Source organism: Aureliella helgolandensis (assembly GCF_007752135.1).
Taxonomy (GTDB): Bacteria; Planctomycetota; Planctomycetia; order Pirellulales; family Pirellulaceae; genus Aureliella; species Aureliella helgolandensis.
Genome location: NZ_CP036298.1, coordinates 2,987,692 through 3,005,240, shown reverse-complemented (window position 1 = coordinate 3,005,240; position 17,549 = coordinate 2,987,692). Strand labels below are relative to the sequence as shown.

Annotated in this window: 13 protein-coding genes; 4 read left to right on the top strand and 9 right to left on the bottom strand. The window is 56.2% G+C overall.

Annotated features, from left to right (window positions below):
* Positions 1 to 198: 198 nt before the first annotated feature.
* The gene (locus tag Q31a_RS10770; protein WP_145077414.1) at positions 199 to 1,575 is read right to left on the bottom strand and encodes a DUF1501 domain-containing protein; all 1,377 of its coding nucleotides are present in this window, start codon (positions 1,573 to 1,575) and stop codon (positions 199 to 201) included.
* A gap of 322 nt (positions 1,576 to 1,897) precedes the next feature.
* On the opposite strand from Q31a_RS10770, the gene Q31a_RS10765 reads away from it, so the two are divergent.
* Positions 1,898 to 5,122, top strand: coding sequence for a DUF1553 domain-containing protein (locus Q31a_RS10765; RefSeq protein WP_145077412.1), 3,225 nt, complete (start codon positions 1,898 to 1,900; stop codon positions 5,120 to 5,122).
* 632 nt (positions 5,123 to 5,754) lie between these two features.
* On the opposite strand, the gene Q31a_RS10760 is transcribed toward Q31a_RS10765, so the two are convergent.
* The 3 genes from Q31a_RS10760 to Q31a_RS10750 all read right to left on the bottom strand — a co-directional run bounded on the left by Q31a_RS10760 (position 5,755) and on the right by Q31a_RS10750 (position 7,672).
* Positions 5,755 to 6,144 carry a hypothetical protein gene (locus Q31a_RS10760; RefSeq protein ID WP_145077410.1) on the bottom strand — a complete coding sequence of 130 codons (390 nt, stop codon included), beginning with the start codon at positions 6,142 to 6,144 and terminating at the stop codon, positions 5,755 to 5,757.
* A 30-nt stretch (positions 6,145 to 6,174) separates the two neighbouring features.
* Positions 6,175 to 7,266, bottom strand: coding sequence for a DUF1559 family PulG-like putative transporter (locus tag Q31a_RS10755; protein WP_145087120.1), 1,092 nt, complete (start codon positions 7,264 to 7,266; stop codon positions 6,175 to 6,177).
* A 208-nt stretch (positions 7,267 to 7,474) separates the two neighbouring features.
* A complete protein-coding gene (locus Q31a_RS10750) occupies positions 7,475 to 7,672 on the bottom strand; it encodes a hypothetical protein (RefSeq protein WP_145077408.1) in 198 nt (65 codons plus the stop codon).
* 35 nt (positions 7,673 to 7,707) lie between these two features.
* Here Q31a_RS10750 and Q31a_RS10745 point away from each other — a divergent pair, with 35 nt between their 5' ends.
* Entirely contained in the window at positions 7,708 to 9,096 is a 1,389-nt protein-coding gene (locus Q31a_RS10745) for a PHP domain-containing protein (protein ID WP_231691145.1), read from the top strand.
* 492 nt (positions 9,097 to 9,588) lie between these two features.
* Here Q31a_RS10745 and Q31a_RS10740 read toward each other — a convergent pair whose 3' ends face one another.
* The 5 genes from Q31a_RS10740 to bcp form a co-directional block, all read right to left on the bottom strand.
* Positions 9,589 to 10,521 (bottom strand): SRPBCC family protein, encoded by a 933-nt coding sequence (locus Q31a_RS10740; RefSeq protein ID WP_145077406.1) that lies wholly within the window; start codon positions 10,519 to 10,521, stop codon positions 9,589 to 9,591.
* A gap of 400 nt (positions 10,522 to 10,921) precedes the next feature.
* A complete protein-coding gene (locus tag Q31a_RS10735; protein ID WP_145077404.1) occupies positions 10,922 to 11,614 on the bottom strand; it encodes a hypothetical protein in 693 nt (230 codons plus the stop codon).
* A 31-nt stretch (positions 11,615 to 11,645) separates the two neighbouring features.
* Entirely contained in the window at positions 11,646 to 12,203 is a 558-nt protein-coding gene (gene pyrE, locus Q31a_RS10730; protein ID WP_145077402.1) for an orotate phosphoribosyltransferase, read from the bottom strand.
* Positions 12,204 to 12,348: 145 nt separating this feature from the next.
* Positions 12,349 to 14,046 (bottom strand): DUF4332 domain-containing protein, encoded by a 1,698-nt coding sequence (locus Q31a_RS10725; RefSeq protein WP_145077400.1) that lies wholly within the window; start codon positions 14,044 to 14,046, stop codon positions 12,349 to 12,351.
* A 403-nt stretch (positions 14,047 to 14,449) separates the two neighbouring features.
* Positions 14,450 to 14,923: a thioredoxin-dependent thiol peroxidase gene (gene bcp / locus Q31a_RS10720; protein WP_145077398.1), complete on the bottom strand. Its 474-nt coding sequence runs from the start codon at positions 14,921 to 14,923 to the stop codon at positions 14,450 to 14,452.
* Between the two features lie 141 nt (positions 14,924 to 15,064).
* Between bcp and rsfS the strand changes: the two genes are divergently transcribed.
* Both rsfS and argS read left to right on the top strand, forming a co-directional pair.
* Positions 15,065 to 15,553, top strand: coding sequence for a ribosome silencing factor (gene rsfS / locus Q31a_RS10715; RefSeq protein WP_145077396.1), 489 nt, complete (start codon positions 15,065 to 15,067; stop codon positions 15,551 to 15,553).
* A 3-nt stretch (positions 15,554 to 15,556) separates the two neighbouring features.
* Entirely contained in the window at positions 15,557 to 17,515 is a 1,959-nt protein-coding gene (argS, locus tag Q31a_RS10710; protein WP_145077394.1) for an arginine--tRNA ligase, read from the top strand.
* Positions 17,516 to 17,549 lie beyond the last annotated feature (34 nt).

The window sequence follows — 17,549 nt, the reverse complement described above, 5'->3', positions numbered from 1 at the left end:
CTCAACGGGAACGCGCGAGTCCCAGCATCACTCTCGCGGCCGCCCTAGTGCATTGTCAAATGCTTAATTTTCGGGTTGCCCGGAAAAAGGTGGCCGACACCAAAAGTGCAAAGCACCCGAAGGGCCGTTCCGGCTTTTGGTGTCGGACACCTTTTTCCGAACGCTCGCTAAACCCTAATTCTTAGTGTTGACAATGCGCTAGAACAGTTCATGGATCTCCCGAAATCCAGAATCCACAATGGGGAACGGGCGGCCTCCCGGACCAGGGATGTGTTCGGTGAGCTTAAGACCGAGGGCATGAAAGATCGTGGCCACAATTTCCGGAGGCTCTGTAGGCCGGTCGTCAGGAACCGCGCCGATGGGATCGCTGGCTCCAACCACGCGTCCCCCCTGCACTCCGCCACCCGCAAAATAAACCGTGAAACACTGGGGCCAATGGTCTCGCCCCCCCGCCGGATTCACCTTGGGTGTGCGTCCGAATTCGGCCAGGTTGGCAACCAAGGTGTCGTCGAGCATTCCGCGATCGGCCAGATCGAGGATCAGTGCCGAATAACCTTGGTCATACATCGGCGCGACAATATTCTTCATCCCTTCAATTGAGGTAAAGGGCTTGCTTCCGTGGATGTCCCAGGTGATTTCGTCAAAGACGGTCAGGAACGTATTGACGGTGACGAAGCGCACTCCCGCCTCGACCAATCTTCGGGCCAGCAAGCAGCATTGGCCAAAACGGTTCATCCCATACCGCTCACGGACTTGAATAGGTTCCTGGCTCAAATCAAAAGCATTGCGTGCCTGAGGGCTAGTCATTAGTCGATAGGCGGTGTCAAAATGCTCGCTCATAATCCGGGCATTCTCACTAGCCTCAAACTGGGTCATGGAGGCTTCCACCGCTTCCCGCATCCTGCGGCGGCGGTCCAGGCGAGCTGGGGGAATGGAGGTCGGCGGCAACAGGTCTGGGACCTCAAAGTTCGCCTGCGAGGGATCCGCTAAGAGTGCAAACGGATCGTAAGCTTTTCCCAAGAAGCCGCCCGCCTGTCCGTTGGGTAAATTTCCGCCACCGCGGCCCATGGTCTCTGGCAACACGATGTGCGGTGGTAGGTCGCTCCGCGCTCCGCGCAAGTACCACACGGCGGACCCAACGTGGGGCGTATCAACTCCCCCCGTGAACAATCGCCCGGTTTGCATGATTTGCCAGCCAGAATCGTGCACCGCCGCGCCGCGGTGAAAGCAAGAGCGGACGAAAGCGATCTTATCGGCAATCTTCGCATGCAGCGGCAAGATTTCAGAGACCTGAATTCCGTCGGCGTTCGTGGAGATCGGGCGAAATGGCCCGCGAATTTCCGCCGGCGCATTCGGCTTCATGTCGAATGTATCGAGCTGGCTTGGTGCCCCCAAGTTGAAGATCAAGATACACGATTTTTTGTCTTGGGCCGGATCGACGAGTCCCGCTTCCTTGGCTTGCAGCCACTGCGGTAGGCCGAACCCCAACGTTCCCAACGTGCCCACTTGCAAAAAATCGCGGCGCGTCGCACCGTTGCAGGTATGGGTCTTTCCCTTGCCAATTAAATCAAGCATCGATCGGCTCGCTAATTCTGCTGGAGCAATATTCGAAGAACACTCTACTAGTCCCCTTTTCCCATCCCCGTTTCGACTCTGACCGCCACCTTTTCATCCTGACCACCGCCAATCCAGCACGTCGGCCGTGTGGCGTAGGCTGAACTGCCTTCAACTGGGACTAGGGCCTCTACGGCTCTCCTCCAGGCGTGGAGCGATCTCCCAGCCTCGCGGGTTAGAAGATGGCAGGCTCCGGTGGAATCGAACAAGCGGAAACCTTAGTTATAGTATACTGCTAGACGCCAGCCATGTTTTTCTTACCTCGACTCTGAAGTTCTTAGCAATGCAACACGTTCCCCTCTGCTTTGCTGTTCTTGCCGTACTAGCGCAGAATGGATTCCTCCACGCCCAAGTTGACACGCTCCGTTTTGACCGAGATATCCGGCCCATTCTTTCGGACAAGTGCTACTACTGCCATGGCCCCGACACCGAACACCGTGAAGCCGATTTGCGTTTAGACTTGGAGGAGGCGGCCAAAGAAAGCGTCTTGGTCCCGGGCAGTGCCGCCGATAGCGAACTCATCCGCCGCCTGCTCTCCACCGATCCCGATGAGGTCATGCCTCCCCCTGCCTCGAAGAAGGAGATGTCCGACGCCGAGCGTCAATTGCTCATGCGCTGGATTGACGAAGGAGCCGTCTGGAGCCAGCACTGGTCGTTCGAGCCCCCAACACTCCCGGAATTGCCCGATTTGGAGCTCCCCAACCCCATCGATCGTTTTGTATTGCGAGAGCTCCGCGCCCAGGGAAAGAGCTTCAGCCGGGAGGCGAGTCGCTCCACGTTGATTCGTCGCCTGACCTTTGACCTAACGGGCTTGCCCCCCACGCTGCAAGAGGTGGACGATTTCCTCAGCGACACCTCGGACAACGCGTTGGAACGCGTCGTCGATCGCTTGCTAGCCTCTCCGCACTACGGCGAGCGAATGGGGCTGATGTGGCTGGATGCCGCACGCTATGGGGATACCAGCGTCTTTCACGCAGATGGCCCACGCGACATGTGGGGCTGGAGAGATGCCGTGGTAGATGCCTACAACGCAAATATGCCATTCGATGAGTTCTCAATTGCACAGCTCGCCGGCGATTTACTCCCCGAGGCAACGCTGCAGCAAAAGATCCTATCCGCGTTCAATCGCAATAACGGCACCACCGACGAGGGAGGTGCCATCGCGGAAGAGTATCGCGTCGAATACGCGGTCGACCGAGTTAAGACCACCAGCATGGTGTGGATGGGGCTCACCCTGGAGTGCGCACAATGTCACGATCACAAGTACGATCCCATTTCGCACGAGGACTACTACAGCTTCTACGCGTTCTTCAATATCAGTGACGATGCCGGCATGCAAACTCGCGATGGAAATGCCACGCCATTGCTTGAGATCCCCGATCCTCAGCGCGAAGCCCAGCTACCCGCCGCGGAGTCTCAACTCGCTGACCTACAGACGCAGCTGGCGGCCTTAGCGAACCAGGCCGAGCCGCAGTTTCAGCAATGGTTACTGGAGCAAACAACGACAGCGAGTTCCCTAGCTTCTCCCCCAGTGACACCACTCCTAAGCATTCCGTTTCAAGAGGGAAAGGGACGCCACATTGCGGCGGCGTTGCAGCCCAAGGAAGCGGCTCCCGCCGCCTCCACGGAACCGGAGCCTGCTGACACTCAGTCAGAAAATCCAACCGAAATTTCGCCAAGCCAAAAATCGGATAACACCATCACCGGAAAACTCACCGGCAAGGTCGAATGGGTTGAGACTCCGAATGGCAAAGGCCTGAACTTCTCGGGCAACAACTTTGTTGATTTTGGCGACGTAGCAGATTTTGAGCGATCCGATGCATTCTCCTACGGCGGCTGGATCAAACCCTCCAGTGGTGTCGGTGCAGCTCTCGCTCGTATGGACGATCAAAATGCCTACCGTGGATACGACCTCTACGTGGGTGCAAGCTCGATCTCCGTCCACATCATCCACGCTTGGCCGCAGAACGCAATCAAGGTGACGACGAAGAAGAAGCTAGAGGCCGGCCAGTGGTACCACGTGTTTGCTACGTACGACGGTTCTTCTTCGGCCGCAGGCGTCAAGATCTACGTCAATGGTGATGAATGGGAGTGGGAGATCGAGCAGGATGCTCTAAGCGGTTCGATCCAAACAACCAAGAGTCTGTTGGTTGGCAGTCGCCATCCCGGTTCTCGATTTCGCGGCGAGATCGAGTTGCTGGAGGTCTATGATTTCTGCTTGAGTCCGGCAGCAGTCCGCGGTCGAGCACTGGCCGGTTCCGTGGATTCCCTGTTGGCGATTCCAGCGGTCGAACGCACACCTCAGCAAATTGAAACACTTCGTCAGCACTATTTGCATGAATTGGCTCCCGGCTACGTAGACTTGGAAGAGCAGATTGGGCAACAGCTGAGCCAAATTGAAGAATTGAAACAACCACTGACTTCCGTAATGGTGATGGGAGACATGCAATCCCCGCGAGAAACCTTCATCTTAAAGCGTGGAGCCTACGATGCGCCGTCGGAACATCGCGTGACAGCACGCACCCCTCAGATCCTGCCCGCGATGCAAGAGGATGCCCCGCGCAATCGTTTGGGACTGGCCCAATGGATGTTCTCCCCCCAAAACCCGCTCACCGCCCGTGTGACCGTAAACCGCTACTGGCAACTCCTTTTCGGAACGGGACTGGTCAGTACGCCTGAGGACTTCGGTGCCCAGGGAGAGTTTCCGTCGCATCCCGAGTTGCTCGATTGGCTGGCGGTCGATTTCCAGCAACACGGTTGGGACATCAAACGTACCCTCAAACAGATGGTGATGTCCCAAACCTACCGGCAGACATCCCATGCAACTGTGGCCGATTTTGAGCGGGATCCCCGCAATCGCCAACTCGCCCGTGCGGCTCGCTTCCGCTTGCAAGGGGAATTTATTCGAGATGGGGTGCTGTCGATGAGCGGCTTGCTCAACACCACACAGGGTGGACCTGGCGTTAAGCCCTATCAACCTGCCGGTCTCTGGGCGGAAGTCGGATTGGGAGGCAATCCCAAGTTCGTGCAAGACCATGGCGAGAAGCTGTACCGACGGAGCCTGTACACGTACTGGAAGCGTTCGGCTCCGCCCCCCTCGATGCAGATTTTTGACGCTCCTACCCGAGAAAAATGTACCATCCGCCGGGCGCGAACGAACACCCCGTTGCAAGCCTTGGTGGTACTCAATGATCCGCAGTTCGTTGAAGCGGCAAGGCATTTTGCGGAGCGCGTGCTAAGCAAGCCTGATGCCTCTTCGGTTGAGCGACTCACCGAAGCATTCCGTATCGCAACTTCGCGTTTCCCCTCGGAGTCCGAACTTCGGACTCTGTTGAGTGTCTTGCAAACCATGCGCGACCAATTCGCCCAATCACCCCAGGATGCCTCGGAACTACTCGGCGTTGGAGAAACATCCAACGACACGCAACTCGAAATTGGAGAGCTTGCAAGTTGGACGATGACGATGAGCGTGCTGCTAAATTTGGACGAGACGCTCATGCGTGAATAGCCTGCAGACTCCGTTCTCTAGCTCATCCTCAATACTCAGAATTAGGGTTTAGCGAGCGTAGCTACCGTCACCAGACGGTGGGCCCCCCACGCTCTGGCAAGCGTAGCTACCGTCGCCAGACGGTGGGCCCCTACGCTCTGGCGAGCGTAGCTACCGTCGCCAGACGGTGGTGCAATCGATTTCGGGCGCAGTCTCCTGGGAAACTTTGAGCAAACGGCTAACGATCAGCGGCCGAGAAATAGTCGCAGAAGACGAATTGCATCCGGAAGAGTAGCTGCCGAATAATTACGGTAGCTCCCAGGAAACTCGTCGCTCAGCTGCACTTTGAATTGCAGCAGAGCGAGAGTTTTGGCAAATTGAAGATGTAAACGGTGCGTAACGAATGGGCGGGGGAGAACGGACTCAAGCTTGAACTTAGGCCGTCGATCCAGCCGCCCATCGTACGTACGCAGGCTCGTGAAATCCAAAACTAGTGCATTGTCAAATGCTTAATTTTCGGGTTGCCCGGAAAAAGGTGTCCGACACCAAAAGTGCAAAGCACCCGAAGGGCCGTTCCGGCTTTTGGTGTCGGACACCTTTTTCCGAACGCTCGCTAGACCCTAATTCTTAGTGTTGACAATGCACTAGGTGCGCTAGGAAACTTCCTTCTTGAAGTCCTCAACGGACAGCTTTTCGATCTCGGAATTCTCGCGGACAACCCATACAGATTCGCCAGAGGTATCGGTTTGATGTGCGATGATCGCCGCATCATCCCCCAGTCCCTCGCGAATCCCTTTGCCCCAGATCACTGTTAGAGAACCATCATCCACTCCGGCCACGGCGGCCGGATAGCGGCCAATGTATTCCGCAATGTCCGCTTTCTTCTTGGGTGCTGGGCCAACACCTGCAGCTTCCACCAACAGGTCTCGGAGTTGGTTCAACCCTTCGCCAGCGTCTGCTTGCGTAGCGGGAACCGATCCAGTGCCGCCAAGCCCGCAGCCCATGACCGATGCCAAAAGAACCAATGAAAGTAAACGAATCATATACTCACTCCATGCAGTCATTTGAAAAGATTAGTCTTGAACGACGTTGACTTCACCGTTGGAGCGGCTACCAGTGGCTTGCCAGACAGCAAAGTCTACCGACTCCGATACGAATCGCACGGAGCCGTCCGCAAAGCAAGTCGTGACACCGCCGGTGTGAGTACTCGACGCAGCAATATGCTGAGTAACGAAAGAGGTGGTTCCGCAGTTGTAGCGTTGACTGTCAAGGGACGAAGCTCTGCGGTTCCAGTTCGGGGGCAGCGTGTGGGTGTAGACAAAGTTGATGGGCAGTGCTCGATAGTACTGTTGCCCCGTGTACCGCAACCAACTCGAGGTTGTGCTATTTCCGCCTGGAAGACACTGTGGAACGCTCCGCCCGTCCAGCAGTTCGACTGCTCCAAATGCAGAGGTCGAGTTGAACATCGTCGTATGATCGTACTGATTGGTGGCGTTGTACACCAAGCTGCCGCGTTGGACTTCGGAGAACATGGCAGTATTGCTAGTACCATCGGTGATCTCCCCGATCCTCGGGCCCTTCAACTGCTGACCTGAAGAGGCGTTGGGTTTGGCAAAGATGCCATCGATGGCCAAGCCACCTCTCAAATTTGCTCCACCAATGCAGGCCATGTAGTTCTGCCGCCCTGCCGCCGGGCCGGAGCCACTGGGGTAGGTTGCCGAAGATGGATCCGAAGGGCACAGGAAGGTCGGTACGTCTGTGGCACGCGCAAGTGCATTGGCGCCCGTTTTAGCTGGAATGCTAGGGGCGATGGGCTGATCAGAATTGACGTTGTAATTGTGATCGAACAAGTTGGCTTTATTGCCTTGCTCTAGGTAAGGCAGCAACAGGACTTGCGCGGTCGCTTCGGAAGAGTACGTGGTAGGCACTCCCGAGGCGTTGGGCAATACCGTGGTATGCGTGCGCGGCGGGAAGTACCGCATGGCACTTTCAAAATTATGGGCCGACAATCCCAATTGCTTGAGATTGTTGGAACACTGCATGCGGCGGGCTGCTTCGCGGGCCGCTTGCACTGCCGGTAGTAAGAGACCAACCAGGATGCCAATGATCGCAATGACCACCAACAACTCCACCAGGGTAAATCCACGCTTGGGGTGTGACATCATCTAAATCCAATCAAGAAATAAGGAAACGGTGAAACCCGCCTGAGATGAATTATCCCCCAAGGGCGTTAAGTTGCAAACCACTCCGTTAGGGAAATACGGAAACACATTGATGGCAAGTCTATATTTACCGTAAAACACTACGAATACACAATGTTACGATTCTTTAACCCACAGCCACCCGAAACCACCAAGGTGCGCGAAACCGCCATTAGCAGGCCGCAACGCCGACATCCCCTCCAGGCTCAATCCGCTCGCCGCAACTCTTGGGGGCTCGGTTGACTGCGACGTCTTTCAGGATTGCTTCGACTCCCGGCTGGATCTCCGCAACAACTTTGCGTTTTCGCAGAGCGGCATACCGCTCCCGTCCACCGAATCCACTAAATGGAGGGACGAACGCTTCCGCCATGCAGTTGAGTTGAGGACACTCTGGGAGGAGCTACCATGGATTTTTCATGTCCTCATACTTGCATGGAGCCAACCAATATCCCACAGTGGCAGGGTTGTGGATTCGACCTTGAATTCTCCGCCACTCGCCTCCCCTTCCCTCCCTTCAAGAAAGCTCTCATGCGATCTCTTTCTCTCACCGTGTTTACGCTGGTATTGGCTGCAGTTCTCAACCTAGCCAGTTCCCCCCTGACCAACGCGCAGACTCCACCGGACGATTCACCGAAAATGCAATGGTGGAAGGGGAATCTGCACACCCACTCCCTGTGGAGTGATGGCGATGACTTTCCCGAAATGATCGCCGGTTGGTACCTCGATCAGGAATACAATTTCCTTGCACTTTCCGATCACAATATCATTCAAGACGGCCAACGCTGGATGGCCTTGCAATCCATTCTCAAACGCGCTGAGCCCGATGTGCTCGAAAAATACCAAGCCCGATTTGGAGATGACTGGGTAGAAACGCGTGGCGAGGGGGACAAGCTAGAAGTGCGACTTAAGCCGCTCGACGAGTTTGCTCCGCTGCTCCAACAAGCCAATCAATTCCTACTCATTCCCGCCGAAGAGATCAGCGATAGTGCCGAGGGGAAACCGGTGCACATGAACGCAACCAATTTGCGAGAGATCATCCAACCGCTGGGCGGTGCTACGGTCCGGGAAGTCATGCAAAACAATCTTCGGTCCGTCCTCGAACAAGAAAAGAGCACTGGCCGTCAATTGTTGCCCCACTTAAACCATCCCAATTTCCACTATGCGGTGACCGCTGAGGACTTGGCCCATGTGATCCATGAGCAATTCTTCGAGATCTACAACGGACACCCCGGAGTCAACCAGCTCGGTGACCACGAGCACATCTCGATTGAGCACATGTGGGATGTGGCCAACGCCATCCGCTTAGCCGTACTAGATGCGGAACCCTTGCTTGGAATCGCAACAGATGATAGCCATGAATACCATGGAAAACCGGGCGCACGGCCAGGTCGTGGCTGGGTCATGGTCCAATCCCCATTCTTGACCCCCGAGTACCTCATTCTCGCCATGAAGTCGGCCAATTTTTATGCCTCCAGTGGCGTAACGCTTGGAGCCGTGGACTTCGATGCAGAGTCGCGGACGCTTTCGCTAGATATCCAGGGTGCTCCGGAAGCCACTTTTGAAACGCAGTTCATCGCCACGCTGAAATCAGACAAGCCCGGAGAACTCCCAACCGCCGATGCGATTGGCAAGGTTGTTCAACGCACGTCGGGACGCCACCCTAGCTATCAGATGACCGGTAATGAGCTGTATGTCCGCGCTTTGGTGACAAGCAGTATTGCGCACACCGATCCGTCCATCGCTGATCAGAAGCAACAGGCTTGGACCCAGCCGGTGGGCTGGGAGAAGCCCTAAGCCAGCTGGCCTCACAGGCCAGCGTCTTGCTCCATCGCCTGAAATTTCGTCCGAGATTGAGGGCGATGCTCGGAGCTGCTCAATGGCCTAATGATTTTAAAGGCAGTTCCAATCTCAATGCTAAAATCGCACCGCGGATCGCATTGCCACAGGAGCTGCCCCGGCATTGATGACAGGCTCATTGAACTTGCAACCCGCGGCGCGAGCCACGCAAAGTGATTGCCGCTGCAGGCAAGCTAGAGGAACGCCCCTTCACGTTAAAACTCTTTTCACTCTTCAACCCACAACCCGTTTCGCGGCGGGATGCAATTTGAAGAAGCCGTCGAGCCACTGAATGCTTCCCTGGAACTTCCCAGATAGCACTAGCGTGGTGGCGTGAAAAGCGCGCGAAACCGAAAAACCTTCCGCAGGTTGCGATTCGCTAGAGCTCGTGCATGCGTCGCATCGTTTCTGGCCAGCACTGGATTTCCCTGCGCAACGCCAGACAGCTGTTTAGCGCAGGGGCAAATAGATCTCGGTTCGCAACTCGCTTGGATCCGTATCCTGCGGGTTGTTCTTGTAGACTTCGTAGCTTCCAAGCTTGCTTGGCTTTCGTTTCTTGGCACGCGCATGCGCATGGACGGCGCTCCAGGCGTTCCCCAAGTGCTCGTAGCTTCCAATGTGGGTAACATGCAGTGCATCGCACGCGGGGAGTGACCAACGCGAAAGCGATGGAGGCAACGTATCGAGCATCTCAGGTAGCACAACACCACTCGTAAAATCAAAGGTTTGCTTCTTGATGTCGAAGCAATGGTAGACCGAAACCATCTCACCGCAGGGCGACGAAACGTGCTGTGCGAGCAACCGAGTTGCTTCCTCGAAAGCCCCCGTCATGGCTGAACCGATCTCGTCACGATGACACTGTTTGCGCACTCCGGCCACCTGCAATGGTCCCACCGATGCAATTCCATGAACCGTTGTCGTGGACAAAACGTCTCCCGTCTCGATCCATTCCTTGAACATCTTCAAGCCCCGCTCGTAATCCATTCCAATGAAGGACTCCATCTGAGACGTCATCCAGAATAGGAACCAAGGCAACGAACCTGACATGCGCCATGTCAACCGCGTGCCGTTGGGTACGGCAACAAACTCAAATTCCACTTTCGATTTGGATGCAAATGGCTTAGAGAAACGAATTTCCTCTTCAATGTGTCGGTTGGGATCAAGCGTTTGGTGCTCGATCTCTCCAGCCCCAACCACGTCGCCATCCCAAGCATAAACCGAACCTACCGAGGAACGGTCAGGCGTCACGGTAACTGTGGCATCGGGTTCCATACACAGCCAAGGCGACCACTTTGTCCAGGTACCGAAGTCCACGACACTTTCGTAGACCTCTTCTGGTGTCTTAGAAATTTCGATCGAGCGTTCGACACTAAACTTTGGCATAGGAATTCGTCGCAAAAAAAGTAGGGTGCGATCCGCATTGGCGGCGGTCCCTCAACTCCCGGTGAGTTTCGTAGACTGCTGACGACTTCACTTCCTGCATGCATTTAATTCGAGCTCCAGAGGTGCTGAAGCCGAAGAGGTAGAAGCCTCCAGCATGACCAAGATACATTCTCGCAGCTCTGCCGTGCAACCACTGCACCACGCGGCTCGAACTGGTTGCTCTGCACTGACCAGCCTGTATCCCACGCCTTGGTGGACAAGGGAGGCAGTCAGTCGGGACTCTTTCCTTGGGGAGGCTGATGACCGGTCCCGTGACAACATGGCCGTTCGGCCCCATCGCTCGCGTGTGTGTGGGTGTGCAGTACACAAGGGCTTTCTCCTCGCCCCCCCACGAAGCGTTTTAGGCGGCTCGCTTTCCGCGCTGCCGTACTAGCTTGTACGTCACACTATTGCCACGTTTCCCAATCGTGCGAGCGGCACCGGTTTGGCGCAGGCAGTAGCAGACCTTCTGGGCAAGCCAGCGCGGCCGTTTCATGAGGGCAGCTAATTCTGCGGTATCAAACGTTTTGGGAAGGGACTTTACGGGTAGATGGTGCAGCAAATCGTTGCGGGTGCGAAGCTCAATCGACGCTTGAATCTCCACCAAACGCTGATCCAATGTGATGTACTTCTTGCCGCGGCGCGATGCGCGAACTCGATCGAGACGCGTTTCCTCAGATTCAATCAACACCACTTCCAAGATTAGCCCCGGCTGTGGAAATACGCTGGCGAAGTGGACGAGGTCTTCGAAAACATCGAGCAGCTCCCCCCGCTTGGGGCTAAGGCGACTACGCAGGACGTCGCCACCGCGTTTGTCTAAAGTAACGATTCGCTTGCGAGCGATGATCGGCTTGACGATGCGGAGGGTGCGATTGGGGGTGGCTAACAACTGGCGAGTCTTGTCGCGCAGCGCCCCCAGGGAGGCATGCTGGATTTCGATCAACTCACCAGCCGCCGAGATGGCATCAATCCGAAATCCGTCGACCGTGACCTCCGTTTGATCGTCGGTCACGGCGTAGCGCATTTTCAATTGCCGATGCAGCGATGTCTCCATACGACGCCGATCCCACTCTAAAGGTTGATGGTTAGGTTGCTTCGATACCCAAGTCGCGAACGGTGACCAGCGTTTGCAGGGTCAAACCGGCCGCTTCAATCGCTTCGCGGCCACCTTCGAGGCGATCAACCACGGCGAGAATCTTATCGACTTTGAGTCCAAATTCTCGTACAGCCTCCACGGCTTTCAGAGCGCTGCCACCACTGGTCACGACATCCTCTACGATCACGACCGACATACCCGCCGCGACGGGCCCCTCGACTTGACGGCCGGTTCCATGCTGTTTGGCTTCCTTGCGAACGATAAATCCAAGTAGATTTTGCTCGCGCTGCCCAGCCAGCGTAATGGTAGCAGCAGTAATCGGATCGGCTCCAATGGCCATCCCCCCGATCGCATCGGGAAGCTCGTCGGCGAGCAGGTCAAGCATGCCAGCGCCGATCTGATTCGCTCCCAACGGATGCAACGTCAGCTTGCGACAGTCGAGATAGAACTTGGCCTTCTTACCGCTGGCCAAAGTGAAATCGCCGAACTGCAGCGCATGCTCCTTGATCAGAGCAATGAGGCGTTGGCGGTCATATTGAGTCGACATGAATGCGGGTCCTGACGATTCTGGGGTGCGGGAGTTTCGTACACAGCAACAGCTCTGGCTTTCACAGGTCAGATTGTCCCGATCAGCCTGAGGATCTCAAGTGGGCTGAAGCAAATCGGCTCCATGCTATGGACGCCGGCCGCATCTAAGCCGCACGAGCCTGGCTATCCTGAGCCGATAGAATCCAATTGGCAATATCGTTTCGAGTCGGCGGTGGGCTTCCCCTGAGGATCCGCTGCCCATCGATGCTGTTGCACACCAGATCGATCCGCTGAGCGAGTTCCGCGGCCTTGCTTTGCCTGAGCATCGCCACGCTGCGACAATCGGCTGCAACGAGCAATTGGGCTCGATACCCACACAAGGCAGGAACGTCACACACGAGGAGCGCTTGGTCGCGCCATTCCGCCAAGAGGGACTGAGTAATCCAGCGGGTGTTGAGCTGCTGCTCCAGTTCTACATGGCTGGCTTGCAGAAACTGCCCCACGGTCGCGATCCCTACCCGCTCAAATCGGGCTGCCGTTTTGGGGCCGATGGAGGGCGCATCAACAATGGGCGACGCAGCGTTCAGGGAAGCTTGGACCGGCGCGGAGACTCGCGCTGCAGATGTAAACGGGCTTGAAACAGTCTGAGCGGGAGGTTGCTCTACCGCGACCACGCCCGTGGAGGAGTTAGCCACCACAAAGGGTTCCGATCGGGCGAGTGGTCTTGCAAACGACTCTCTTGAGGCGGACAGCGAGACGAGCGTTGGGGCGGCCTGAAGTGGAGGTTCGGCCGTTTGAACCGCCGCCGTCGTGTGAGTGGCTCCAATTGTTTCGAACAGGTCTCGCGCACGCGTCCCCGCTTCTTGCCAAGAGGCTCCCTCCGGCCTGCTGCCCTCGTCAACCGCGACCTGCAAACCGCCAGCTGGCTGCTGGGAAGTCAACGGCCCGGTGGAGGGACGTGCAGGAGACTTTGCCCGTTCCTTTGCCACCTTCTTGATCTCCGGGGGGCGATGCCGCTTCAGGGTTCCTTTGGCCGAATACTCTTTGAAAAGAGCCGCCACGGCACGTTGCTCGGCCGCATCTGAGACTCGCCCAACGATCCAGGCCAACGGCATATCCACGCTGGCTAGCAGGGTTGTCAATGCCAGCGAACTCTCGGGCAATTCCACTTCGATCTCATCGGCAATTCGGGTCACCACCGAGCCCCAACCGGTGAGGGCGATGCCAAACAGCTCCGCTAGGATTTGCCGAGCTTCGTGATTTAAGCCGTCCGGGGGGTGCTGGCAACCGAGTTCAAGATCATAAATCTCAATCAAACGCGCGTAATGCTGATTGGCAATCTCGGCACCAGCAGTAACCGCCTTGCTGATCCACCCCTCTCCGGAGGCAAGCTGGAAATCGATCTCCATGTGCTGCGGGCCACACTGCGCATGAATCGCATCATAGGACTTACAGATACTCCACTCCATGGGGCGATGCACAATCGCCTCGCGCTCGGACTGGGCGGTATGCAAGGGCATGAGGGGGTCGGTGAAATAGTGGCTGAGCACCCCACAGGCATAGGCGGCTTTTTTCCATTTCCGCCGATTCAGATAGCCAATGGTCTTTTCCAACCACTCTTCACAGGCGGCGGTCGCTCCTCCCCAATATCCGTCTTGGACGTGCAATACGTGATTCTGGAAGTCGCGGAACGACTTGTCTGGCGCCTTGGCGCCGACCAAGTAGTCATCGTGATACTTCAACAAAATATTGGCCAATCGTTGACCACTGGGCGTCGCCAAGTTCTGAATCGCATCGATAGCAAAATAGTGATGCGTACTGCGACAATGGGTGGCGCGGAGTATGGAGACGATAGGCGACATGGCGACCTCGGGCTACGGGAGCAAATGCAATTGCTACAGTAGCCAACTCGGACTTTCAGTGCCACAGAGCTTTTCCGCCTGCAACACCCCACCGGCCGTGATTCCCGCCGGTGGCATGGCCCCCCGGGCCGTGACTGCCCTATTTCCATGTGTAAGTCGTACTCGAGCCCCCCGACCGTAGCGACGATCGCCCTAGTCTTACTCACGCTACGGATTGCCATTGCAACTCCAGCACAGGGGTGCCTTGCACAACGGTACGGCAACAGCGTGGCCCCAAGCCGACTCACGACGCAAGTGCAGGCTGGTAATATGGCAACGCCCACTGGCCAGCCCAAACCACGCCAGCGGCCACCCTGGCCCCCTCTCTCTCAAGGAGTCGCATGCATACCGATGCTGACGGCGTCTACTGCAAGCCTTGGAGGGCCTCGAGGACTTTGGCGTCGTGCCCATCCACCGAAACTCGCTTCCACACCTTGGCGACTTTTCCGGCGGCGTCAATCAAGAAGGTGCTTCGCTGGATTCCCATCGACTTCTTTCCATACATATTCTTTTCCCGCCAGGCTCCGTATTTTTCGGCGATTTTGTGGTCAGTATCGACCAGCAAGGGAAAATTCAGATCGTACTTGTCGCGGAATTTCGCGTGGGATTCCACGGAATCGGGGCTAATTCCGAACACGGTGACTCCCAACTGTGTCCAATCAGCCTTGCGATCACGAAAAGCGCACGCTTCTTTAGTACAGCCTGGGGTGTCATCTTTGGGGTAGAAGTAAAGCACGATCGGGGAGCCCCGAAAGTCACTGAGCTTAATCTTTTCTCCCGAATCGGTTGCGAGAGTGAATGCAGGAGCTTGTGTACCTTCTTCGATCCAATCAGCCATGGGGATGTTCCTCGTGCGAGTAGCCCCACCGTAAGTGGGGTCTGGGGATTGCTATCAGTTTAGCGGGTGTGGATTTCTTGGAAGTCGCTATAATTCCCGCATGTCCGAACTATGTCAACGCACCTTCAAACGCATACATTCATGAATTCAGAGTCCGACAAACAGGATAAAACGCCACCACCGGCGGCTCCCTTGCCGCAATCGGAAGCGGTGGGAAGCCTCGCATCTCCCGAACAGATCGAATACTCACGGGCGCTTGCCATGGCAGCGGTCAAGTGCGCTGCAGAGAACCGCGGTCAGGACATCATCCTGCTCGATCTGACTCAACAAACGGCTCTTTTCGACTTTTTCGTCATTGCCTCGGGTTCCAGCCGACGGCAGTTGACCGCCATGGGTGAAGAGATTGACCGGGTGTTGAAGCACGAGCACAATGAGCGCCGGCTTAGCGTCGCGGGTTACGATGAGAGTCGTTGGATCGTGCTCGACTACGGCAATATAGTGGTCCATCTCTTTGACGAGGAAACCCGCGAATATTACGACTTAGAATCGTTGTGGGCTGATGGAAAACAGGTAGATATCTCGCAGGTCGTCGCAGAAGCGTCGGCGCACATGGCCAAATTGTCTGAGTAGAACATGCAGATCCTCTCTTTGCTTCGCAGTCGTTTCGAGCAAGCCCTAGACGGATGGGTCGCAGACCCGGCCAGTCACGCGGCGCGGGTGGCCGTGGCACGCGATCCCCGCAACGGCGACTATCAAGCCAACATTGCCATGCCGCTGGCCAAACCGCTGGGTATGAAGCCGCAAGATGTGGCTGCCGAGGTGGTGCGTCGTTTGCAAATCGATGATTTGTGCGAACCTCCTACCATCGCTGGGCCAGGGTTCATCAATCTAAAATTGAAAGATGCGTACCTCGCGAGCCAGTTGGCGGAGCAGGCCGCAGACAGCCGTTGTGGCGTCAGCCGCGTTGCCGCGCCGCGCCGCTATGTGCTCGATTACTCGGCTCCCAATGTTGCCAAACCGATGCACGTGGGACACATTCGCTCGACCGTTATCGGAGATGCACTAAACCGCACGTTGCGATTCCTGGGGCACCATGTTGTTTCGGACAACCACTTGGGCGACTGGGGAACGCAATTTGGAATGATTATCTATGGCTATCAGCATTTTGCCGACCAGCCATCCTTTGCCCAAGATCCCGTGGCAGAGCTCAGTCGACTCTACCGCCTCGTGCAACAGATCATTGGATACCAATCGTCGATTCCCAAGTTGGCTGCCGCACAAGCAGCGGTGGAAGCGGCACAAGCGAGACTAGCCGCTGCTGTGGCGCTGCCTGCCGACAACAAGGATCGCAAGAAACAGATCAAGTCGGCTGAAAAAGAGATCCGCAATTGTCAGGATACACTGGCTGGTTTAAATGCGAAGATTGAACCCGTCGCCCAATCGACGGAATTGATGCAGCTGGCAACCGAACATGCAGGCCTGGAGACTCGTGCTCAGCTAGAAACCGTCAAATTGCATGAAGGCAATCCGGACAGCATCGCGCTCTGGCAGAAGTTCCTGCCGCTTTCGATTACCGAGATTGAATCTGTCTATGAGCGACTCGACGTGCACTTCGACCACACCTACGGCGAGAGTTTCTACCATCCGATGCTCGCTGGTACGGTTCAGAAACTAGTCGATTCGGGAATGGCTGTGGAGAGTGACGGAGCGACCTGCATCTTCCTCGAGGGTTTTGAAGCGCCGATGATCATCCGCAAGCGGGACGGAGCGTTTCTATACGCCACAACCGACTTGGCAACGATCGACTATCGACTGGAGCACTTTCAACCCGATGCCATCCTCTACGTCGTCGATCATCGACAGGGCGAGCATTTCCAGAAGCTCTTTGCCGCTGCCCGCGCCTGCGGGCATGAAGCGACCGAATTCCAGCACATCAGCTTCGGAACGGTGCTTGGGACCGACGGCAAGCCCTTTAAAACCCGCAGTGGCTCAGTCATCGGCCTCGACTATCTGCTCGACGAAGCGGTGGAGCGTGCTCACCAGGCCGTTTGCAACCCAGACCGGCTGCAAAAAGCGGGATTGGACATGTCCGCTGATGAACGCCTGCAAGTCGCCAACGTGGTGGGCTTGGGGGCCATCAAATTTGCCGATCTCTCCCACAATCGCACCAGCGACTACGAGTTCAATACCGAAAAAATGGTCCAGCTGGAAGGCAATACTTCGGCCTACATCCAATACATGTACGCCCGCCTTCAGAGTATCCTCCGCAAGTCAGGGGTCGACGTCAATCAAGACACGATTGCCGACTTCACCATCGAATTGCAAGAACCTGCGGAGCGAAGTCTAGCCCTGCAATTGTTGCAGTTCGAAGACATGTTGCACTTGACGGTTGAAGAATACTACCCAAGCGTCTTGGCGGGATACCTGTATGGAGTTGCCAAACAATTTGCCAGCTTCTTTGATCAATGCCCCGTGTTGATTGCTGAAACCGATGCCATTCGCAAGAGCCGCTTGGCGGTTTGCCATGCCACCGGTCAAGTACTGCGACAGGGACTCGACTTGCTTGGCATTGGTGTGGTCGACCGCATGTAGATGTAGTACTTCATCCCATCGCTTGCCGACACTT